Below are 18,046 nucleotides of genomic sequence, written 5' to 3'. Positions count from 1 at the left end.
CAACCGACGCGGACGCGCGGCCAGGGCGCCCGGGGCCGGGAATCCCGGAGGGCGCCCTGATCGGTCACGGACGGACGGTCAACTCAGACGCTCGAACACGGAGAACGGGTACACCCAGGCCTGGGTGAAGATCAGCCCCAGGCGGTGCAGGTAGCGCTGGCAGGTGTTCGGCTGCGCCGGGTTGGTGCAGAAGGTCACCCACAGCTCGGAGTACCCGTCCTTCTCGGTCGGGCTGTGGGCGTACACCTCGTCCCGCGTCACGAACTGCATCGAGGTCAGTCGCGGGTCCTGCACGTCGTTGGGGAAGGAGAGCGAGGTGTCCAGGTTGTACAGCACGATCTCCGTGGCGAACAGGCAGACGCTCGCCTGGAAGTACAGCTCGTAGATGGTGGAGTAGGTGGCGGTCTCGTAGACCTGCTCGGAGACCTCCTCGCGATAGCAGGGGGTGCCCGGCGGGAAGGCGGCCGGCGGGGTAACCGGAATCACGTTGGCCCCGACGCCGCCGATGGCGCGGGCCGCCCGGTGCGTCGACGCCGCGGCGAGACCGCCGTCGGCGCAGGCCTTCTTCGTCGTGCAGATGGCCGTGTCGGGCGTCGCCGCCGACGCGGCCGCCGCCGGAACGGCGAGCGTCGCCGCGAGCACGGTCAGGGCCAGGGCCAGAGGCTTGAGGTGTACGGACACGTGACCTCCATCGATCGGATCGGTGCGCTGTGCTCCGCGCACGAGCAGGATCGCGGATCCGATCGGGCTCTGGCCGGAATTCCGTACACCGCCGTACACTGACGAACGTCGATTGTCGACGGTGGGGGGCAGGGCACTGGATGCCGCGGGGGCGCAGACGTCCGACGACCTCGCCGGCCTGTTGCGGGCGTTGCGACGCAGGTACGCACGCCAACACGGCGACGGCGAGCTGACCTATCGGGAGCTGGCCGCCCGCACCGGCTGGTCGCACACCGCCATCGCGGAGTACCTGACCGGGAAGACGCTGCCGCCCACCGACCGGCTCGACGCGCTGGTCCGGCTGCTCGGCGCGACGCCAGCCGAGCAGGGCGCGTTGGCCACCGCCCGGGACCGCGTCGAGGAGAACCGCCGCCGCAGGCCGCGTACGCCCGGCCGGCTGGTACCCCGGCAACTGCCCGCCGACGTGGCCAGCCTCGCCGGCCGCGACGACGAGGTGGCCCTCCTCGACAAGCTCGTCGCCGCGCCCACCTCCGTCGTGGTGGCCGCGATCTCGGGAACCGCGGGCGTGGGCAAGACCGCCCTGGCCGTGCACTGGGCGCATCGCGTCGCCGATCGCTTCGACGACGGTCAGCTCTACGTCAACCTGCGCGGCTTCGACCCGCGCGGGCAGGCGGTGAGCGCGGCGAAGGCGCTGCACGGCTTCCTGGACGCGCTCGGCGTTCCGGCCACCCGGGTGCCCGCCGACCTCGACGCCCAGGCCGCCCTGTACCGCAGCGCGCTCGCCGGCAAGCGGATCCTCATCGTGCTGGACAACGCCCGGGACGCCCAACAGGTCCGCCCGCTGCTACCCGGCACGCCCACCACCATGGTGCTGGTGACGAGCCGCAGCCAGCTCACCTCGCTGGTCAGCCTGGACGGCGCGCACCCGCTCCCGCTCGGCCTGCTCAGCCGCGACGCGTCCGCTCACCTGCTCACCCGTCGGCTCGGCGTGGAACGGGTGGCAGCCGAGCCGGACGCCGCCGAGGCGATCATCGCCGCGTGTGCCCGGCTGCCGCTGGCGTTGAACATCGCCGCTGCCCGGGCCCAGCAGTCCGGCTTTCCGCTGGCCACCCTCGCGGCCGAGCTGGGCACGGCCGGTCAACGGTTCGGCGTACTCAACGCGGGTGACGCGGTCGGCGAGGTAAGGGCGGTGTTCTCCTGGTCGTACACCGCGCTCAGCGCACCGGCCGCCGGGCTGTTCCGGCTGGTGGGCCTGCACCCCGGCCCGGACATCACGGTGGCCGCCGCGGCGAGCCTGGCCGGTCGGGCGGTGGACGACACCCGACTGCTGCTGACCGAACTGACCCGGGCGAACCTGCTGGCCGAGTACCGGCCCGGCCGGTTCACCGCGCACGACCTCCTGCGCGCGTACGCGGCTGAACTCAGCGACGGCACCGACTCCGTGCCCGACCGCAGGGCCGCCACGATCCGGCTCCTCGACCACTACACCCACACCACCCACGCCGCCGACGCCCTGCTGCGCCCGCACAGCGATCCGGTCGACCACCTCATGGCCCCGGCGGCGGCCGGTGTGCGTCCGGAACGGCCCACCTCGCACGCGGAGGCGCTGCACTGGTTGACCGCCGAACATCCTGTGCTGCTCGCCGCGCTCCGCTTCGCCGCGAGCGCCGGCTACGACGCCCACACCTGGCGGTTGGGTCGGGCCCTCGACACGTTCCTGGACCGGCAGGGACACTGGCACGACCGGGTCGAGACCTGCCGGGCGGCCCTGCTCGCCGCCGAACGTCTCGGCGACCCGGTCGCCCAGGCGGTCGCGCACCGCTTCCTCGCCGGCGCGCACACCGTGGTCAACCGGTACGCCGACGCGCACAGCCACCTCGAACGCGCCCTCGACCTGTACGTGGCCGGTGGTGACACCGAGGGCGAGGCGCGTACGCACCAGAACCTCGCCTCGCTCTGGGACCGTCAGGGCGAGCCCCGCAAGGCGCTCGAGCACTCAAGGCGGACTTTGGTCCTGGCCCGAACCGCCGGCCACCGCAGGGCCCAGGCCGACGCGCTCAACGCCGTCGGCTGGTGCCACGCGCAGATCGGCGAACACCTCGCGGCGCTTGCCTACTGCGAGCAGGCGCTCGACCTGCTCCAGCAACTCGACGACCGGGCGGGCGAGGCGGCGACCTGGGACAGCCTCGGGTACGCACACCACCACCTCGGCCAGTTCGGCCGGGCCGTGGAGTGTTACGAGCGCACGCTCGACCTGACCCGGGATCTCGGCGACCTCTGGGGCGAGGCGGACACTCTGAGCCGGCTGGGCGACACCCGCCTCGCACTCGGCGACCCCGCCTCCGCCCGAGCCGACTGGCAGCGGGCACTGGACATCTTCACGGCCCTGGACCACCCGGACGCCGCAGCCGTCCGCGCCAGGTTGCGGGCCCGGTAGGCGTCCGCGCCGACCAGACGACGGCGCGGGTGCCGGTTTAGCTCCTTGCGCGGCGGGGATTCCCGGCAGCGCTCCGGCGGCAGCCGGGTACGGGTGGGGGAGGCTGATGCGTAGGATCCGGACCTCCCGCGGTGCCACCTCGAACGGGGTGACCAGATCCCGGAGGCCGTTCGGAGCCGAACGTGACCCGAGCCGGCTGGTCACCTTCAGCGACGCCGTCATGGCGATCGCCATCACCCTTCTCGTCCTGGAGATCAAGCCGCCCGAGGACACCGAACACCTCATGCGCGGATTGCTCGACCTGTGGCCGTCCTACCTGGCCTACGGCGTCACCTTTCTGCTGCTCGGCCAGATCTGGGTGAACCACCACGTCATGTTCGATCACATCCGCTCCGCCGACCGCCTGCTGCTACTGCTGAACACCCTGCTGCTGATGGTGATCGCGTTCCTGCCGTTCGTCTCGTCGGTGCTGGCCCGTGCCTTCGAGGAGGGGCCCGGCAAGCGGGCCGCGCTCGTCTTCTACGGCATCGTCTACGGGGCCGCCTCCATCCTCTTCAACGTCATCTGGCAGTACGCCAGCAGCGGTCACCGTCTGTTGACGTCCACCACCGACGAGGCCACCGCCCGAGCGATCAGCAGGCGTTTCCGGGTGGCCCCCGTCTGGATCGCTGTCGGAACCGCCCTGTGCGTCGTCCACCCGATCGCCGGCCTGATCGCGGTCGCGGCGTTCATTCCCTTCTACTGGCTACCGATCAACGGTGAGATCGCCAGCATCAGACGGACCCGGGCCCAGGCCGCGGACGGCCCGCCCTGAACCTGTCCTGTCGCAGGCTCGGGGCGGGCCGGCGCGGGCCTCAGCGACCCTGCAGGCGCTTCACGTTGTCGCCGAAGGTCCATCCCTTCGAGCCGTCCCAGTTCGCCGACCAGGTCATCAGGCCCTTGAGGCCGGGCACGGAGTTCCAGGCCTGCGTGACCAACGACGTCGACAGGTAGCCACCGCCCGCCCCGATCTGCGCGGGCAGGCCCGGGACCTGCTTGTCGTACGGCACCCGGATGGTGGTTCCCCCGATGGTGAGGCCGTTGTTCAGGCACTGCGTCTGCACGGTGAAGCCCTGCACGGTGCCAGCCGGGTACGAGTCGCCCGAGCAGCCGTACATGCTGCCGTTGTAGTACTGCATGTTGAGCCACCAGAGCCGGCCGTTGTCGACGTACTTCTTGATGATCGGCAGGTACGAGCCCCAGATCGAGCCGTAGACCACGCTGCCGCCGGTGACGTACGCGGTCTCCGGCGCCATGGTCAGGCCGAAGTTCGACGGCATTCGGGCCAGCACGCCGTCGATGATCCGGATCAGGTTGGCCTGCGACGTCGACAGGGTGTTGATGTTGCCGCTACCGGTGAGGCCGGTCTCGATGTCGATGTCGATGCCGTCGAAGTGGTAGTTCGTCAGGATCGGCACGATCGTCGCGATGAACCGGTCGGCGACCGCGGTGGAGCTCAGGTCGATGCCGGCGGCGGCACCGCCGATCGACATCAGGATCGTGGCGCCGGCCGCCTTGGCCTGGCACATCTCGGCGGGGGTCGCCACCTTGACGCCGGCGTCCATGCCGTTCTCCCAGAGGACCGTGCCGTCCGCGCGGATCACCGGGAACGCTGCGTTGATCACGTTGTAGCCGTGCTGTGGGAGCCGGCTGTCGGTGATCGGGATCCAGCCGAGCCCGGGGTGTACGCCGTTGGACGCGCCGTCCCAGTTCTCCCAGTAGCCCTGCAACACCTTGCCGGTCGGCCGGGACTTCACCCCGCAGGTTCCGCCGGTCGGCGGCGGCGTGGTGGGGGGAGCCGTGGTCGGGGGAGCGGTGGTCGGGGGCGGCGTGGTGGGTGGCGCGGTCGTCGGCGGTGGCGTGCTGGGTGGGGGAGTGTTTCCCGAGCAGGCTCCCAGGTCACGCCAGAGCGACGGGGTCGAAGCGGGGTTCCAACCGGCGCCGACGTACGCGGTGTGGGTGACCAGAGCCTGGTAGAGCCGGCCGCCGTAGGTGACCTGTGCGCCCACCTGGTAGGTGGTGCCCTCGGCCCAGGCGGGTGCGGTGCAGGCGACCATCGCGACGGCGTTGCCCGAGGACACGGCGGCCATGCTGCTGGGGACGAAGGCGACGGCGGCCGCGACGGACATCGCCGCCCCGGCCAGCGCTGCGACGATGCGACGGCTTCTCATGGCTCACTCCCCAGGCTTCGGCGACCCGCGACCTCCACATATTGACGTTCGTGACGTTTAATATCAAGGGTTGTTTACAGATAACCTGTGGAACGTCACCGGGCGGTGCTGTTCGGTGCCGGGCTCCGGGTGCCGTGGGTGGCCATGATGATGAGGTCGGCTATCGCCTCCGGGTGGGTGACCATGGCGAGGTGCGACGAGTCGACCTCGATCGTCGTCGCGTTCATCCGCTCGGCCAGGAACTGCTCGAGCTCGGGTGCGGTCGTACGGTCCTGCCGCGAGATGGAGTAGTAGCAGGGTTTGTCCCGCCAGGCCGCCGTTGTCGTACGGGCCTTGAACAGGTCGTCGGCGATCGGACCCTGAACGGCGTAGAGGGCACGCGCACGGGCCTCGCCGACGCCGCCGGCGAAGTCTTCGAGGAAGGCGCTCTCGCTGAGCTGCGCGTACCCGTCGTTGTGGACCAGGCCCGCGTTCGCCGGCGGCGTGGGAAATTGGGCGGCGAGCGCGGTGAAGTCCTCGCCGGCGTCCGGCGCGCGGGCCGCCACGTACACCAGGGCGGTGACCGACGGATGGTCCCCGGCCTCGGTGATGACCGTACCGGCCCAGGAGTGGCCGACGAGCACCGTCGCCCCGTCCTGGCGGTCGAGGGCCCGGCGGGTGGCGGCGACGTCGTCGGACAGAGAGGTCAGCGGATTCTGCACGGCGGTCACGGTCAGGCCGGCCCGGTGGAGGAGCGGGATGACGTCGGACCAGGAGGAGCCGTCGGCGTACGCGCCGTGCACCAGGACGACGTTGCGGGCGGGATCGCCCTGGGGTCCATCGGTCATCGGAGTCTCCTACCCGATACGCGGAATCGTCGGCGCACAGAGCTGCCTCACCCGACACTCTTCCCCAAGCGGGTGGCGGCAAGGCGCGAACGCCGAGGCTTCGACCGTGCGTGGAGATGTCCGTTCCGCCCGGCGAGGAGCGTCGACGTCAGACGGAGACCCAGGCCCCGGAGGGCGGATGCCGGGCACCCGCCCGCACGGGTGGCGTCTCAGCAGGTACGCGTCTGCCAGGTCACCTTCGTCACGAACATGGGGACGTAGAAGTTCCCGTCGCCGGGGCGGACGCACTCCGTGCCGGTGAGGGGCGTGCCGAGGTACGTGTAGGACCAGGTGATCTCGGCGTTCCGTGAGGTGTGGTTGTAGTAGTTGAAGACCGGGACGCTGCCCGACCACTCGGTGCTGGTCACCAGGGACGGCGGCGCAGTCGGGCCCTCCGCCGGGTGGTCCCAGTTGGGCCAGGCGCAGAACGTGCCCTGCGGGCAGTTCCCGGGACCCCAGACACCGGAGGCCGCGGCGGGTGCGGCGGGAGCGGTGGCCAGGACGCCCGCGACGGACGCGGTAACGGCGATGGACTTCCAGTGCACGGCTGCCCCCTTCGATAGACGACTATCAATGCAAATTTAAGCTACCGGTGGAAATTTGCGTCGTCAATAACTAGGGGTGAGCCGTCTCGGGGGTCGGTAGGGCTCGGCCGGGCACGACACGACGGATCCGTCGACGAGTGCTCTCGCCGACGGACCGCATCGGGGGTGAAGCCTATGGTTTGCGGGCGAGCAGCCCGACGAAGGTGTGATAGGTGTCGGTCTGCTGTGGCGCGGACGCGCCCGGCGCCGGCCGCCACTCGGCCAGCGGCACCAGCCCCGGCTCCAGCACCTCCAGCCCGTCGACGAACGAGAGGATCTCCTCGTCCGTACGCCAGCGGCCGGTGCCCAGCGACTCGTTGAAGACCCGCTCGACCTCGCGCGCCTTGCGGGAGCCCTCCGGGTCCCGCTCGCCGGGGTCGCGGAAGTGTGAGATCGCCACGTAGCTGCCCGAGGGCAGCGCGTCGATCAGCTCCGCCGCCACCGCGCGCGGATCCTCGTCGTCGCCCAGGTGGTGCAGGATCGCGAAGAGGAGCAGCCCGACCGGCCGATCGAAGTCGAGGAACCGCTGCACGTCCGGGTGGCGCAGGATCTCCTGCGGTGTCCGGATGTCCGCCTGGATCACCGTCGCGGTGCCGTCCGCGGCGAGCAGTGCCCGGCCGTGCGTCAGGACGATCGGGTCGTTGTCGACATAGACCACCTGAGCCTTCGGGTTCTGCTCGGTGGCGACCTCGTGCACGTTGCCCTGGGTGGGCAGCCCCGATCCGATGTCGAGGAACTGGTCGATGCCCGCCTCGGAGACCAGGAAGCGGATCACCCGACGCAGGAAGGCCCGGTTCGCCTGGCCGGCTGCCGGCCCGTCCGGGGTGATCCGCAGGGCGTGCTCGGCGACCTGTCGGTCCGCCTCGAAGTTGTCCTTGCCGCCCAGGAAGAAGTCGTAGACCCGGGCCACGCTGGGAATGCGGGGGTCGATGCCCGGGGGTGCCGCCTTGTCGCGGGTCACAGGCGTCTCCATTCGATTCGAATCAGCGCAGGCTGAGGACTGTGGACGGTGCCGGCGTTGGGGCGAGTGTAGCGATCGGGCGGGCGGAATTCCGCCCCGGCTGGTATCGCTCCCAGTGAATCGTCTCCCCACCAGGGCACGCACCGGGTGACACGCCGAAAGAGAGGCGACCGAGTAATGAGATACGTTGGCGATCATCGATATGACGGCTGCATCGTCGACGTATGACAGGCGTCTCGTCGTCCTCGCTGTTCCGCCGTCTCGGTCCGGGTCTGCTGGTCGCCGCCATGCTCTCGACGGCGGTGGTCGTGACCGTGGCAGGCATCGCGCCGGCGGCCGACGCCGGCACCGCCGCCCCCGCCGCGTACCCCGGGGTCGCCCCGGCGCCGCACGGCGGCGCAGTGCCCGCCGCCGAACCGACCGGGACCGCGCCACCGCCGCCCACCACGCCGCCCGGCACGCCGGGCACCTCACCCTTCCCGCCGAGCCCGCCCACCAACCTGACCGCCAGCGAGGTACGCACCGGATCAGTCACGCTGACGTGGGCGGCAGCCAGGCCGGGCTGCTGCGCCATCGTCGGGTACGACATCACGTACTACCAGGCGTTCGACGACGTCATCTACAGCGCCAGCGTCGGGGCCGTCACCAGCACCACGATCACCTCGTACATCGGGCCGGGCAAGCAGTACTCGTTCCGGGTGGCGGCCCGGGACACCCTCGGGCACCGGTCGACGTCCACGGACGCGCTGACCGTGGTCACGCCGGTGACGGAGACCGGCGGGGACACCACCCCGCCGAGCGCCCCGCAGAACCTGACGGTCACCGAGGTGACCGCCTCGAACGGCACCCTGTCCTGGTCGCCGTCGACCGACAACGTCGGCGTGCTCGGGTACAACGTCTACCGCTTCGACGGCTGGTTCAGCTCGACGCTGATCGCCACCGTGCCGGGAACGACGTACACGACGTCGCTGCCCGCGTCCACGCCGCTGCAGAACCTGTACTACGTACGGGCCCGGGACGCGGTGGGCAACGTGTCGATCGCGTCCAACACGGTCACCCTGCCCACGACGTCCACGCCGTCGCCCCCGCCGCCCTCGACGTGCCGCGTGACCTACCGGAACCAGTCGGAGTGGCCGACCGGCTTCGTGGCGACGGTGACGGTCCAGAACACCCAGGCCGCACCGGTCGACGGTTGGATCGTCACCTTCACCTTCAGCGGAGACCAGCAGGTGACTTCGGCGTGGAACGCCACGGTCAGCCAGACCGGCTCCACCGTGACCGCCCGTAACGTCGACTGGAACCGTGTCCTGGCGCCGAACGGCTCGACGACCTTCGGCATCCAGGGGCGGTGGAGCGCCAGCGACGCGCCGCCGCTCGGCTTCACGCTGAACGGCGCCCAGTGCGCGGTGGGTTGAGCCCGCCCCCTTCCCGAGGAGTCCCGTGAGCACACCGCACCGTCGCCGTAGGTTCCTGGCCGGGGCTGTCCTGGCCGGCGTCCTCGTCGTCTCCACCACGCTCGGCGGCCTGACCGCGCCCGCCTCCGCCGCGAACACGCTCACCATGCGGGGCGCCGACGTCTCCTCGTTGCAGCGCAGCCTCGACCTGGGCGCGCGGTACTACGACGCCGGCGGCGTCGCCCGTGACCCACTGGACATCCTGAGGTCCGTCGGCGTGAACTACGTCCGACTGCGCGTCTGGAACAACCCAACCAGCGGCTACAACAACAAGAGCAGGGTGTTGGCCCAGGCCAGGGCGGCGAAGGCGAAGGGCCTCAAGGTGCTCATCGACTTCCACTACTCGGACACCTGGGCCGACCCCGGCAAGCAGTACAAGCCGGTCGCGTGGGCCGGCCACACCCTGAGCCAACTGGGCGCCGACGTATACAACTTCACCTACGACGTCTGCGCCGGCCTGCGGGGGCAGGGCACCCTGCCGGACAGCGTGCAGATCGGCAACGAGATCAATGTCGGAATGCTGTGGGACGAGGGCAAGGTCGTCAACAACGACTTCCGCCCGCTGGCCGGCCTGCTGAAGCAGGGCTACAACGCGACCAAGGCGTGCGGGGGCGGCATCCCGGTGATGATCCACACCGCCAACGCCGACAGCAACGCCAACGCCCGCTGGTTCTACGACGGCATCCGCGCCCAGGGCGTGCAGTGGGACATCACGGCCCTGTCCTACTACTGCATGTGGCACGGCAGCCTGGCGAACCTCTACAACAACATCGTCGACCTGCGCGGTCGCTACGGCAGGCCGGTGGTGATCGCGGAGACCGCGTACCCCTTCACGCGGAACAACGCGGACAGCGAGCCGAACGCCATCGGCGACGCGACGTGCGACGGCATCAGCGCGACCTGGTCGGGTCAGGCTCAGGAGTTCGACTGGGTGCAGAACACCGCCCGCAACGCCGGGGCCATCGGTGTCTTCTACTGGGAGCCGACCTGGTACGCCGTCAACGGCAACGGCTGGGACCCGGCGAACATCAACGGCACCGGAAACCAGTGGGACAACATGGCCGTCTTCGACTGGTCCGGGCGGGTGAACCCGAACGTACGCTGGACGCCCTGATCTTCGCGGGACGGACGACGCGCCCCCGCGCACCGTTACGACGATGAGCGGGGGCGCTGGCGTGCCGGTCGTCAGACGGCCGTCCGCGACCACTGCTGGTTGGCTCCGCTGTTGCAGGTGTACTGCTTGAGGACCACCCCGTCCGCGGTCGACGCGGCGGGCACGTCCACGCACTTGCCGCTGTGCCGGGCGCGAAGTTGGAAGTAGCTGCCGTTGGTGACCATCTGGAACTGCTGGTTGGCGCCGCTGCCGCAGGTGTACTGGATCAGCTCGGCGCCGTCGGCGGTCGAGGCGCTCGTCACGTCGAGGCACTTCCCGCTGTTGCGGCTGATGATGCGCCAGTAGCCGCTGCCGGCGTCCTGGAACTGCCACTGCTGCCAGGCGTTGCCGCCGTACGTGTACTGGCCGACGCGGGCGCCGTTGTTCGTGTTCGGTGACTGGACGTCCATGGCCTTGCCGCTGTGCCGCACGTCGACCCGGTAGAAGGTCCCCGTTGTCGGGGGAGGCGTCGTGGGGTCGCCGCCGCCGATGGTGTCGCCCCAGCCGTAGCGGATCCGGTCCGCGCCGGAGGTGTTGCGAACGGTGAGGTTGAGGTCGGTGCCGCCGCCGCTGAGCGCGTACATCGAGTACCAGTCGTAGCCGATGGTGCCGGGTTTGCCGCCCAGGGCGGGCCAGTAGGTGCCGCCCATCTGGTTGTCCCGCATGACCTGGGCCATGGCGCGGATGTACCGCACGAAGTTGTCGGTGCTGTTCGGGTCGGCGTAGTTGCGGCCGTCGTTCATGGGCGCGCCGAACTCGGTGGCGACCGCCCGGGAGGCGCAGTTGCCGAGGCGCGTCTGGATGTGGCCGCGGAACGCGTCGTACGTCATCGCGCCGTAGAAGAAGGCGTAGTAGTGGAAGGAGAGCAGCGTGGCGTTGAAGCGGCTGTCGTTACAGATGTCACGCAGGTCCTGGCTGAAGCCGGTGCCGCCGATGAGCACCCGGCCGGGCGGGGCCGAGTAGTGGTAGGTGAGCCAGTTGGCCGCGACGGTGCGCCACTCCGCCGAGCTGTAGCCGTGCGGCTCGTTCATCGGCTCGAAGTAGACGTTGGTGTTCGAGCCGTACGTGTTGGTCACCGTGGACCACATCGCGTTCCACGCGGCGAGGTTCGTGATCCTGCCGCCGGAGGCGGCGCCGTCCTCCCAGTAGGCGAGGATCACCTTGAACCCACGGGCGGTGGCGGCGTCGATGGCACCGCGATACGCCTCCCACCAGGCCGTCCCGACGGTGTGGGTGTTGATGGGCAGCCGGACGGTGTTGACACCCAGCGTGGACGCCATGTCGTCGTAGAGGGCGTTGGCCTTGGCGCGCACGGTGGCGTTGCTGTCGGACATGCTCAGGCCCTGTACGACGAGAGGGCCGGTGCTGAAGTTGTCGCCCAGCACGGCCCAGTTCATGCCCCGGAACTGGCTGGTGGCGGCAGCGGCCGGCCCGGGCCGGACCGCGATGCCGCCGACCATCGCCGTCAGCACGGCCACCAGGGCGACAAGCGTCCGTCGTAACAGGCGAGGATCGTGCGTCGAATCAGGTGCGCGGTCAGCGGGTGGTGTGACCATGATGCCTCCGAGGCGGTGGTGAATGTGTTAGCGCTAACACGAACCGCGGACATGATCGGTCGAATCGCGGCGTGATTGGCGTGCCGCGCGGGTGGACCCGGCCCCTCACCCTGACGCGGACAGCGTGTGTTCCGTGTGTTAAGCGCGTGTTGCAGCCAAGTGTTAGCGATCGCATGTGGAGTGTCAAGGCATCGACGTTTCTCACTGACGAGGTGGTCGGCCGCCTCGTCGCGGGGCAGCGGAGGGCGATCGGTCGATGACAGGATCGCTCGATGCGCGTTCTCTTCGACGGCCCGGCGCCGGTCGACTATGGGCAGATCTACGTGACGAGTCGCGAGCTGCCCGACATGGACCGGGCGTTCGCCGGGCAGGTCAACGGACTATGCGGGGCCGGACACCCGGGCGCGCTGTTCCTGATGACCGGCACCCACTCCGGACGGGTCCGGTTCCGGATCGAGCTGCACGACGCCGAGCCGCCGACCGCAGCCGCCGAGTGGGAGGACGTGGTGGAGGTGTCGCTCCAGCCGAGGGCCCCGGTGGTCGACCTGGTCCCGTGGGGCGATGGGGCGCTGGCCCACCTGCCGCTGACCTCGCAGGAGAGTGACGGTGGCCGGCTGCCGGCCTACCGCGTGCGGTACTGCGCGGCGGGCATGGACGAGGGGAGCGATCCGTTCGGCGGGCTCGACCCCGACGAGATCGACGAGGACGACCACACCTACCTGGACCGACGACCGGACCGCTACCTGCTCTGCTTCTGGCCGGAGGCCAGCGCGGCCGGCGACCCGGGTGACGGCGCTGGCCGTGCCGACGCGGTGCTGCGCCAGGGCAGCGGCAACGCGGCGTACTGGCACGGTTGGGCGCACGGGTTGCCGGCTCCGCTCACGCTGTGGGAACGGGTTGAGGCCGAGGTGCGCAGGCGGGCGGAGGAGGATCGCCGCAACGAGGAGTACCGGCGGCGCGAGGAGTTGCGGCGCTGGGGCGGGCGTCTGCCGAGCGAGCGACTCCGACAGGTACGCGGCAATATCCACGGCATGCTGTTGCTGGACCGGGACCTGGTCGACGGGGTGGCCGATGCCGACGCCGTCACCCAACGCGAGATCGCGGTCTGGGCGGCGCGGCAGGCGTGCGCCCTCGCGGGCATCGCGGATCTCGACTGGATGAGGCCCGCGTGGACGGCGCTGGAACGGGGTGGACCGCTGCCCGCCGATTTCACCGACACGACGGCGCTCAGGACACGCATCCAGGGCAGGGCGACCGTCACGATCGCCGTCGCCTCGCTGCGCCGCGGGGATGCCGCGCCGACCGACCTGCTGCGCGCGGCGCTCGACGGCCCGGTGGACCCGGTCGCGATGGCCCTGCCGGCCCTCGTGGCCGCCGGCGAGTCGGATCCGTTGCAGGCCGCCCTGGAGGCGCTGTGGGCGGCGGTCGGCACCTACGCTTCCCGCCGGGACGAGTTCCTGGCGGCCGTACGGCGGGCGTTCCCGATCGTCGACCAGACGCAGGCGCGCTGACCCGCTCGTCCTCAGGTGACGGGACCTGGTTCGGCACAATCGACGACGAGCGGGCCACGGCGTCCCAGCGCCCACACGGTGAGCGCCAGACAGCCCAGGCCCGCTCCCGCGATCGCGACCGCTGACCAGCCGCCCGCCGACCAGAGCGTGCTCGCGGCGGCGGAACCGGCGGCGGCGCCGATGAAGTTGGCGGTCGCCAGAGCCGTGTTGAGCCGGCTGCGCGCCTCGTGCGCGAGGGCGAACAACCGTGCACGGTTGAGCAGGGCCTGCGTCTGGAAGGCGACGTCGACCACGACGGCCACGGTGATGAGAAGCACGAGGGACCGGCCGCCGAACGCCGCGACGACGAACGCCCCCAGGGCCAGGGCCCAGGCCGCCCCGGTGGCCGGAAGTGACCAGCCGCGGTCGTGCAGACGACCACCGCGCAGGCCGGAGAGGACACCGGCGAGTCCGACCAGCCCGAACATCCCGATCACCGCCGGCGGATAGTGGAACGGTGGACCGCTGAGCAGGAACGTCAGCGCCGTCCAGAAGAGCGAGAAGGCGGCGAAGCCGGCGGCGGCCAGGACCAGCGTCCACCGGACCGCCCGCTCCCGCCGGACCATCGCCGCGACCGAGAACAGCAGCCGTGGGTACGGGATGCGTGCTCGCGGTGGCAGCGGCGGCATCGCGCGGTGGAGCAGGACCGCGAGCAGGGCGGCGACGACCGCGGCGAGGGCGTAGGTCGCACGCCAACCGGCAGCGCCGGCGACGAGTCCGCTGATCGTGCGGGAGGCCAGGATGCCCGTGAGGGTCCCCGAGCCGACGACACCGACGATCCGACCACGGTCGGCGTCGCCGGCCAGGTCCCCGGCGAGCGGCGTGAGGATCTGCCCGGAGATCGTCGTGACGCCCAGCACGCCGAGCGCGACCAGGAGCACGCCGATCGACGGCGCCAGCGCGCACAGCATTAGCGCGGCGGCGGAGGCCAGGAACATCAGCGGGACGAAGCGGCGGCGGTCCAGGACGTCGCCGAGCGGTACGAGCAGCAGGACGCCGACGGCGTACCCGATCTGCGTCGCGGTGACGAGCCAGCCGGCCGTGGACGTCGGCGCGTCCAGGTCGTCGGCGATGACGCCGAGCAGCGGCTGCGCCCAGTACAGGTTGGCGACGGCCGCGCCGGCCGCCAGCGCGAGCAGGAACGTCAGCGGGCGGCTCAGGTGCGGGGGCGGTGCCGGGCGAGGCGCGGCCACCCCACCACGCTAAGGGCGTGTGTCAAAGCCCCTTGCCGGCCGAGGGCCCCTGGTCGATCAGCGGTCCGCGCCGTAGTTCGCGTAGCACGCCGTGCCGGCGCGCGGCCCACGCCAGCCGCCGCACGCTCGGGTGCCGGACGAACAGCGCCGCCGCCCGGCGGATCATGCCGAACCGGTGGTCGCTGAGCTGGTTCTCCATCGCCTGCCAGATCAGCTCACGCACGTTGGCGCTGTCCAGCGCCGCCCGGACCGCACGCCGTACCCCGGGATCCTCGGCGGCCGAGGCGATGGCGGCGGCGAGGCCCGGTCGGTCGGCGAGCGGTTCCACCGCCGCCGCCACGAGCGGCCGGCGCACCTCGTCCCGTTCCAGCAGCAGCAACACCGCCTCCCGGATCTCGACCGTCTCCAGGCCGGAGCGCAGCAGGTCCACCAGGCTGCGGTCGACCGCACCGTCGTGATCCGGCACGGCCAGCGTGCCGAGCAGCACGGACACCTCGTCGAGGTCGATGAGGTGTCGCAGCCCGTCGCGGAACTCCGGCAGCCCCCAAGCCACCTGGACGGCCTTCAGGAGATCGCGGTTCATGCGCCATCCGCTACCCGAAAGCCACTGCGGCCGAAACGTCCGCGACCCCACGTCCGCCGCGACCCGGGCCGATGCAGGCACTATCGTTCTGGGGTGCGCATCCGCTTCGACGTACCCGCCGACCACGCCTACCCCGCTCGGGTGGCGGCCACCCTCGCCGGTGTCCGACTGCGTCGGTTCAGCTACATCGGCGCGGTGCTGGTGGCGGTCGGGGCGGTCGGCCTGGTGTTCTCGCGCGGGCTGGGCTGGGGTGAGCGCGCGTCCCCGCTGTGGCTGACGTTGGTGCTCGCGGGCGTGCTGTCGATGCTCTACCTGCCCTGGGTACGCTCGCGGGCCCGCCGCCGCTCGGGTGACTACGCCGTCGAGGGCGCGTACGAGATCACCGACGACAACATCATGATGCGCAGCGGCTCGGAGTCCGGCGGTATCGCCTGGGACGGGGTCGCGCGGGTGGGGGACAACCCGGACTTCTGGATCGTGTTCGTCGGCCGGATGCCGGCGACCGTGATCCCCCGGTGGCTGATGTCCGCCGAGGACGCCGAGACGTTGCGCGCCTTCATGGCCGACCGGGGCCTCCTGGGCCCGCGTCCCTGACGGCTACGGGTCGGTTCTTCGGCTGGGCGAGGAAGCGCAGGTACTCCGCCCGGTCGAACGGGTTGCCGTCGGTGCGGGCCCGGCGCGGCGGCTCGCCGGACACCGGTCGGTCGCCGCCGGGCGTCGACGACCACAGCCCCTCCCCGCTGGACAGGTCGGGCAGACGCCGCTGCGCCTGGAGTTCGAGCCGTGCCGGCAGCACGCCACTGATCCGCCAGCCGGCGGCGACGTCGTCGGTGCCGTCGACCCGGGCGCCGAGCCGGCCCAGGTACGACGTGACCGGGCCGAGCCGGTCGGCCGGCACCTCCACCTCGAAGCGGCGGCACGGCTCGAAGACCCGGGTGCCGGCCTCGGCGAGCGCCTGCATGAGGACGTACGGGGCGAGGTCCCGGAAGTGCCCGGCGGTCGTGATCGGCGACCAGTAGCCGCTGTGGGTGAGGATGATCCGGATATCGGTGACCGGCCAACCGTGACAGCCCTGGTCGAGGGCGGCGCGGGCGGCCTCCTCGATGGCCGCGTGGAACGACAGCGGCAGCGAGCCCAGCTCGACCTCCCGCCGGTAGTCCACGCCGACGCCGGGCTCGACCCGGAACCCGACCGTCCCGAAGAAGCCGTGTCCGATGATCTCCACGGCGGTGCCCGTGCCGGTCGGCCGCTCCACGTGCATGAGCCGTCCCGGCCCGAACTCCGCCTGGACCCCGTACGTCTCGGCCAGCGTGGCGCTCAGCACCTCGCGCTGCACCTCGCCGTAGAGCAGCACGCTCGTGCCGCCCTCGGGGGCCACCCGGGTCCGCAGGAACGGGTCGGTGTCCGCGATGTCCAGCAGCGCGGCGTGCAGCGCCAGCGTCTGGGACGAGTCGCGGGGTCGCACCACCGCCTCCAGGGTCGGCGCGGGGAAGTACGACCGCCCGTCGAGGCCGGCCGGGCTGCCGAGCTGGTCGCCGAGGCGTACCCCGGTCAGACCGCCGACCCGGGCGATGTGGCCGGCGGTCAGCGCGGCCTGGTCGGTGGCCGCGCCGACCACGTCGAGCCGCGTGATCCGCCCGTGCGTCGTGGTGGTCCGGCCGTCCGACTCCCGGCGGTACGCGGTGACCCGCTCCCGCGCCCGGAACTGCCCGCCGTACGAGCGCAGGTAGGCCACGCGTTCGCCGGAGGGCTCGCGCTCAATGGCGAACACCCGCGCTCGCGGGTCGGGTTCGCCCGGGGGCGCGGGCGGAAGCACTGCCGCGATGGCGTCCAGCAGCTCCGGTACGCCGGCCCCGGACAGCGCCGAGCCGAACAGCAGCGGGTACGCCTGCCCCGCCGCGACCTGTGCCCGCAGGGCCTCGTCGACGCGGTCGGCGTCGGGCGGCCGGTCGTCGACGAGGGCGGCCAGTAGTTCGTCGTCGTGTTCGGCGAGAACCTCGGCGAGGCTGTGGTCGTACCCCCGATGGCGCGGCCGGTAGGTGGCGTCGGGGGTGCCGGGCGCGCGGACCGTGCCCAGCGGGACGACGGTCGGCGCGAGGAGCCGGCGCGTGTCCGCGACCAGCTCGTCGACGCGGGCGCCGACCCGGTCGATCTTGTTGACGAAGATCAGGGTGGGCAGCCGGAGCGACCGGAGGATGCGCATGATCCGGCGGCTGTGCGGCTGGACGCCCTCGACGGCCGACAGCACCAGCACGGCCGCGTCGAGCACCCCGAGCGCGCGTTCGACCTCGGCCACGAAGTCGCTGTGCCCGGGGGTGTCGAGCAGGTTGACCTGGCGGTCGCGCACGGTGAACGAGGCGACGGCGCTGCGGATGGTGATGCCCCGCCGACGCTCGATCGCTCCGGTGTCGGTCTGGGTGGTGCCCGCGTCGACGCTGCCGAGCCGGTCGATGACCCCGGTGGCGTGGAGCAGGCGTTCGGTCAGGCTGGTCTTACCGGCGTCGACGTGGGCGACGATGCCAAGGTTGATGGTCTGCACAGGCGCTCTGGTCCTCGAAAGCTCGCGTCCGGATGGGCGGGGTTTCGAGTCCTCGCATCGCCGTGCTCCCGTCTGCTGGTGGTGCCGGGCCGTGCGGGCCCGGTCCTTCTCCGGCCAGGCTGGCACGGCCGCCGGCGTCGGGCCACCGATTTACGCGCGCTTGATTAGATAGTGGTCTGTCAATACATTGGGAGCGGGCGTCACTGCGTTCCGGGTAACAACCCGAAGCGGTGACTGACAGCTTCACCTCGAGCCGGGCACGTCGGTCGTACGCATCGA

General features: G+C 71.3%; 15 protein-coding genes. 6 read left to right on the top strand and 9 right to left on the bottom strand.

What is annotated here, in order from left to right; translation table 11 throughout:
- Positions 1-78 precede the first annotated feature (78 nt).
- A complete protein-coding gene (locus AB0I89_RS05690; RefSeq protein WP_357120673.1) occupies positions 79-681 on the bottom strand; it encodes a hypothetical protein in 603 nt (200 codons plus the stop codon).
- A 121-nt stretch (positions 682-802) separates the two neighbouring features.
- On the opposite strand from AB0I89_RS05690, the gene AB0I89_RS05685 reads away from it, so the two are divergent.
- Positions 803-3,118, top strand: coding sequence for a tetratricopeptide repeat protein (locus AB0I89_RS05685; protein ID WP_357120670.1), 2,316 nt, complete (start codon positions 803-805; stop codon positions 3,116-3,118).
- A 148-nt stretch (positions 3,119-3,266) separates the two neighbouring features.
- Positions 3,267-3,932 carry a TMEM175 family protein gene (locus tag AB0I89_RS05680; protein WP_357120667.1) on the top strand — a complete coding sequence of 222 codons (666 nt, stop codon included), beginning with the start codon at positions 3,267-3,269 and terminating at the stop codon, positions 3,930-3,932.
- A gap of 40 nt (positions 3,933-3,972) precedes the next feature.
- On the opposite strand, the gene AB0I89_RS05675 is transcribed toward AB0I89_RS05680, so the two are convergent.
- The 4 genes from AB0I89_RS05675 to AB0I89_RS05660 form a co-directional block, all read right to left on the bottom strand.
- On the bottom strand, positions 3,973-5,328 hold the full coding sequence (locus AB0I89_RS05675) for a glycosyl hydrolase family 18 protein (protein WP_357120664.1): 1,356 nt from the start codon (positions 5,326-5,328) through the stop codon (positions 3,973-3,975).
- 95 nt (positions 5,329-5,423) lie between these two features.
- Complete coding sequence (locus AB0I89_RS05670) at positions 5,424-6,155, bottom strand: alpha/beta hydrolase (protein WP_357120661.1); 732 nt, start codon at positions 6,153-6,155, stop codon at positions 5,424-5,426.
- Between the two features lie 209 nt (positions 6,156-6,364).
- On the bottom strand, positions 6,365-6,739 hold the full coding sequence (locus AB0I89_RS05665) for a hypothetical protein (protein WP_357120658.1): 375 nt from the start codon (positions 6,737-6,739) through the stop codon (positions 6,365-6,367).
- A gap of 172 nt (positions 6,740-6,911) precedes the next feature.
- Positions 6,912-7,739, bottom strand: a complete 828-nt coding sequence (locus tag AB0I89_RS05660) for an SAM-dependent methyltransferase (protein WP_357120655.1) — start codon at positions 7,737-7,739, stop codon at positions 6,912-6,914.
- 224 nt (positions 7,740-7,963) lie between these two features.
- Between AB0I89_RS05660 and AB0I89_RS05655 the strand changes: the two genes are divergently transcribed.
- Both AB0I89_RS05655 and AB0I89_RS05650 read left to right on the top strand, forming a co-directional pair.
- Positions 7,964-9,154 (top strand): cellulose binding domain-containing protein, encoded by a 1,191-nt coding sequence (locus AB0I89_RS05655; protein WP_357120652.1) that lies wholly within the window; start codon positions 7,964-7,966, stop codon positions 9,152-9,154.
- Positions 9,155-9,179: 25 nt separating this feature from the next.
- A complete protein-coding gene (locus tag AB0I89_RS05650; protein ID WP_357120649.1) occupies positions 9,180-10,307 on the top strand; it encodes a glycosyl hydrolase 53 family protein in 1,128 nt (375 codons plus the stop codon).
- 71 nt (positions 10,308-10,378) lie between these two features.
- Here the strand turns inward: AB0I89_RS05650 and AB0I89_RS05645 are convergent, their stop codons facing one another.
- Positions 10,379-11,902 (bottom strand): RICIN domain-containing protein, encoded by a 1,524-nt coding sequence (locus AB0I89_RS05645; protein ID WP_357120646.1) that lies wholly within the window; start codon positions 11,900-11,902, stop codon positions 10,379-10,381.
- 272 nt (positions 11,903-12,174) lie between these two features.
- Here AB0I89_RS05645 and AB0I89_RS05640 point away from each other — a divergent pair, with 272 nt between their 5' ends.
- Positions 12,175-13,413, top strand: coding sequence for a hypothetical protein (locus tag AB0I89_RS05640; RefSeq protein ID WP_357120644.1), 1,239 nt, complete (start codon positions 12,175-12,177; stop codon positions 13,411-13,413).
- A gap of 11 nt (positions 13,414-13,424) precedes the next feature.
- Here AB0I89_RS05640 and AB0I89_RS05635 read toward each other — a convergent pair whose 3' ends face one another.
- Positions 13,425-14,645: an MFS transporter gene (locus AB0I89_RS05635; RefSeq protein ID WP_357120642.1), complete on the bottom strand. Its 1,221-nt coding sequence runs from the start codon at positions 14,643-14,645 to the stop codon at positions 13,425-13,427.
- Between the two features lie 22 nt (positions 14,646-14,667).
- Positions 14,668-15,228, bottom strand: coding sequence for a hypothetical protein (locus tag AB0I89_RS05630; RefSeq protein ID WP_357120639.1), 561 nt, complete (start codon positions 15,226-15,228; stop codon positions 14,668-14,670).
- A 93-nt stretch (positions 15,229-15,321) separates the two neighbouring features.
- On the opposite strand from AB0I89_RS05630, the gene AB0I89_RS05625 reads away from it, so the two are divergent.
- Positions 15,322-15,822 carry a YcxB family protein gene (locus AB0I89_RS05625; RefSeq protein ID WP_357120636.1) on the top strand — a complete coding sequence of 167 codons (501 nt, stop codon included), beginning with the start codon at positions 15,322-15,324 and terminating at the stop codon, positions 15,820-15,822.
- Here AB0I89_RS05625 and AB0I89_RS05620 read toward each other — a convergent pair.
- Complete coding sequence (locus AB0I89_RS05620) at positions 15,785-17,767, bottom strand: GTP-binding protein (RefSeq protein ID WP_357120633.1); 1,983 nt, start codon at positions 17,765-17,767, stop codon at positions 15,785-15,787. The two genes, AB0I89_RS05625 and AB0I89_RS05620, sit on opposite strands and share 38 nt — an antisense overlap.
- Positions 17,768-18,046 lie beyond the last annotated feature (279 nt).

Source organism: Micromonospora sp. NPDC049801 (genome assembly GCF_040656575.1).
In the GTDB taxonomy this organism is placed as follows: domain Bacteria; phylum Actinomycetota; class Actinomycetes; order Mycobacteriales; family Micromonosporaceae; genus Micromonospora.
This window is presented reverse-complemented; position numbering and strand designations above follow the sequence as displayed.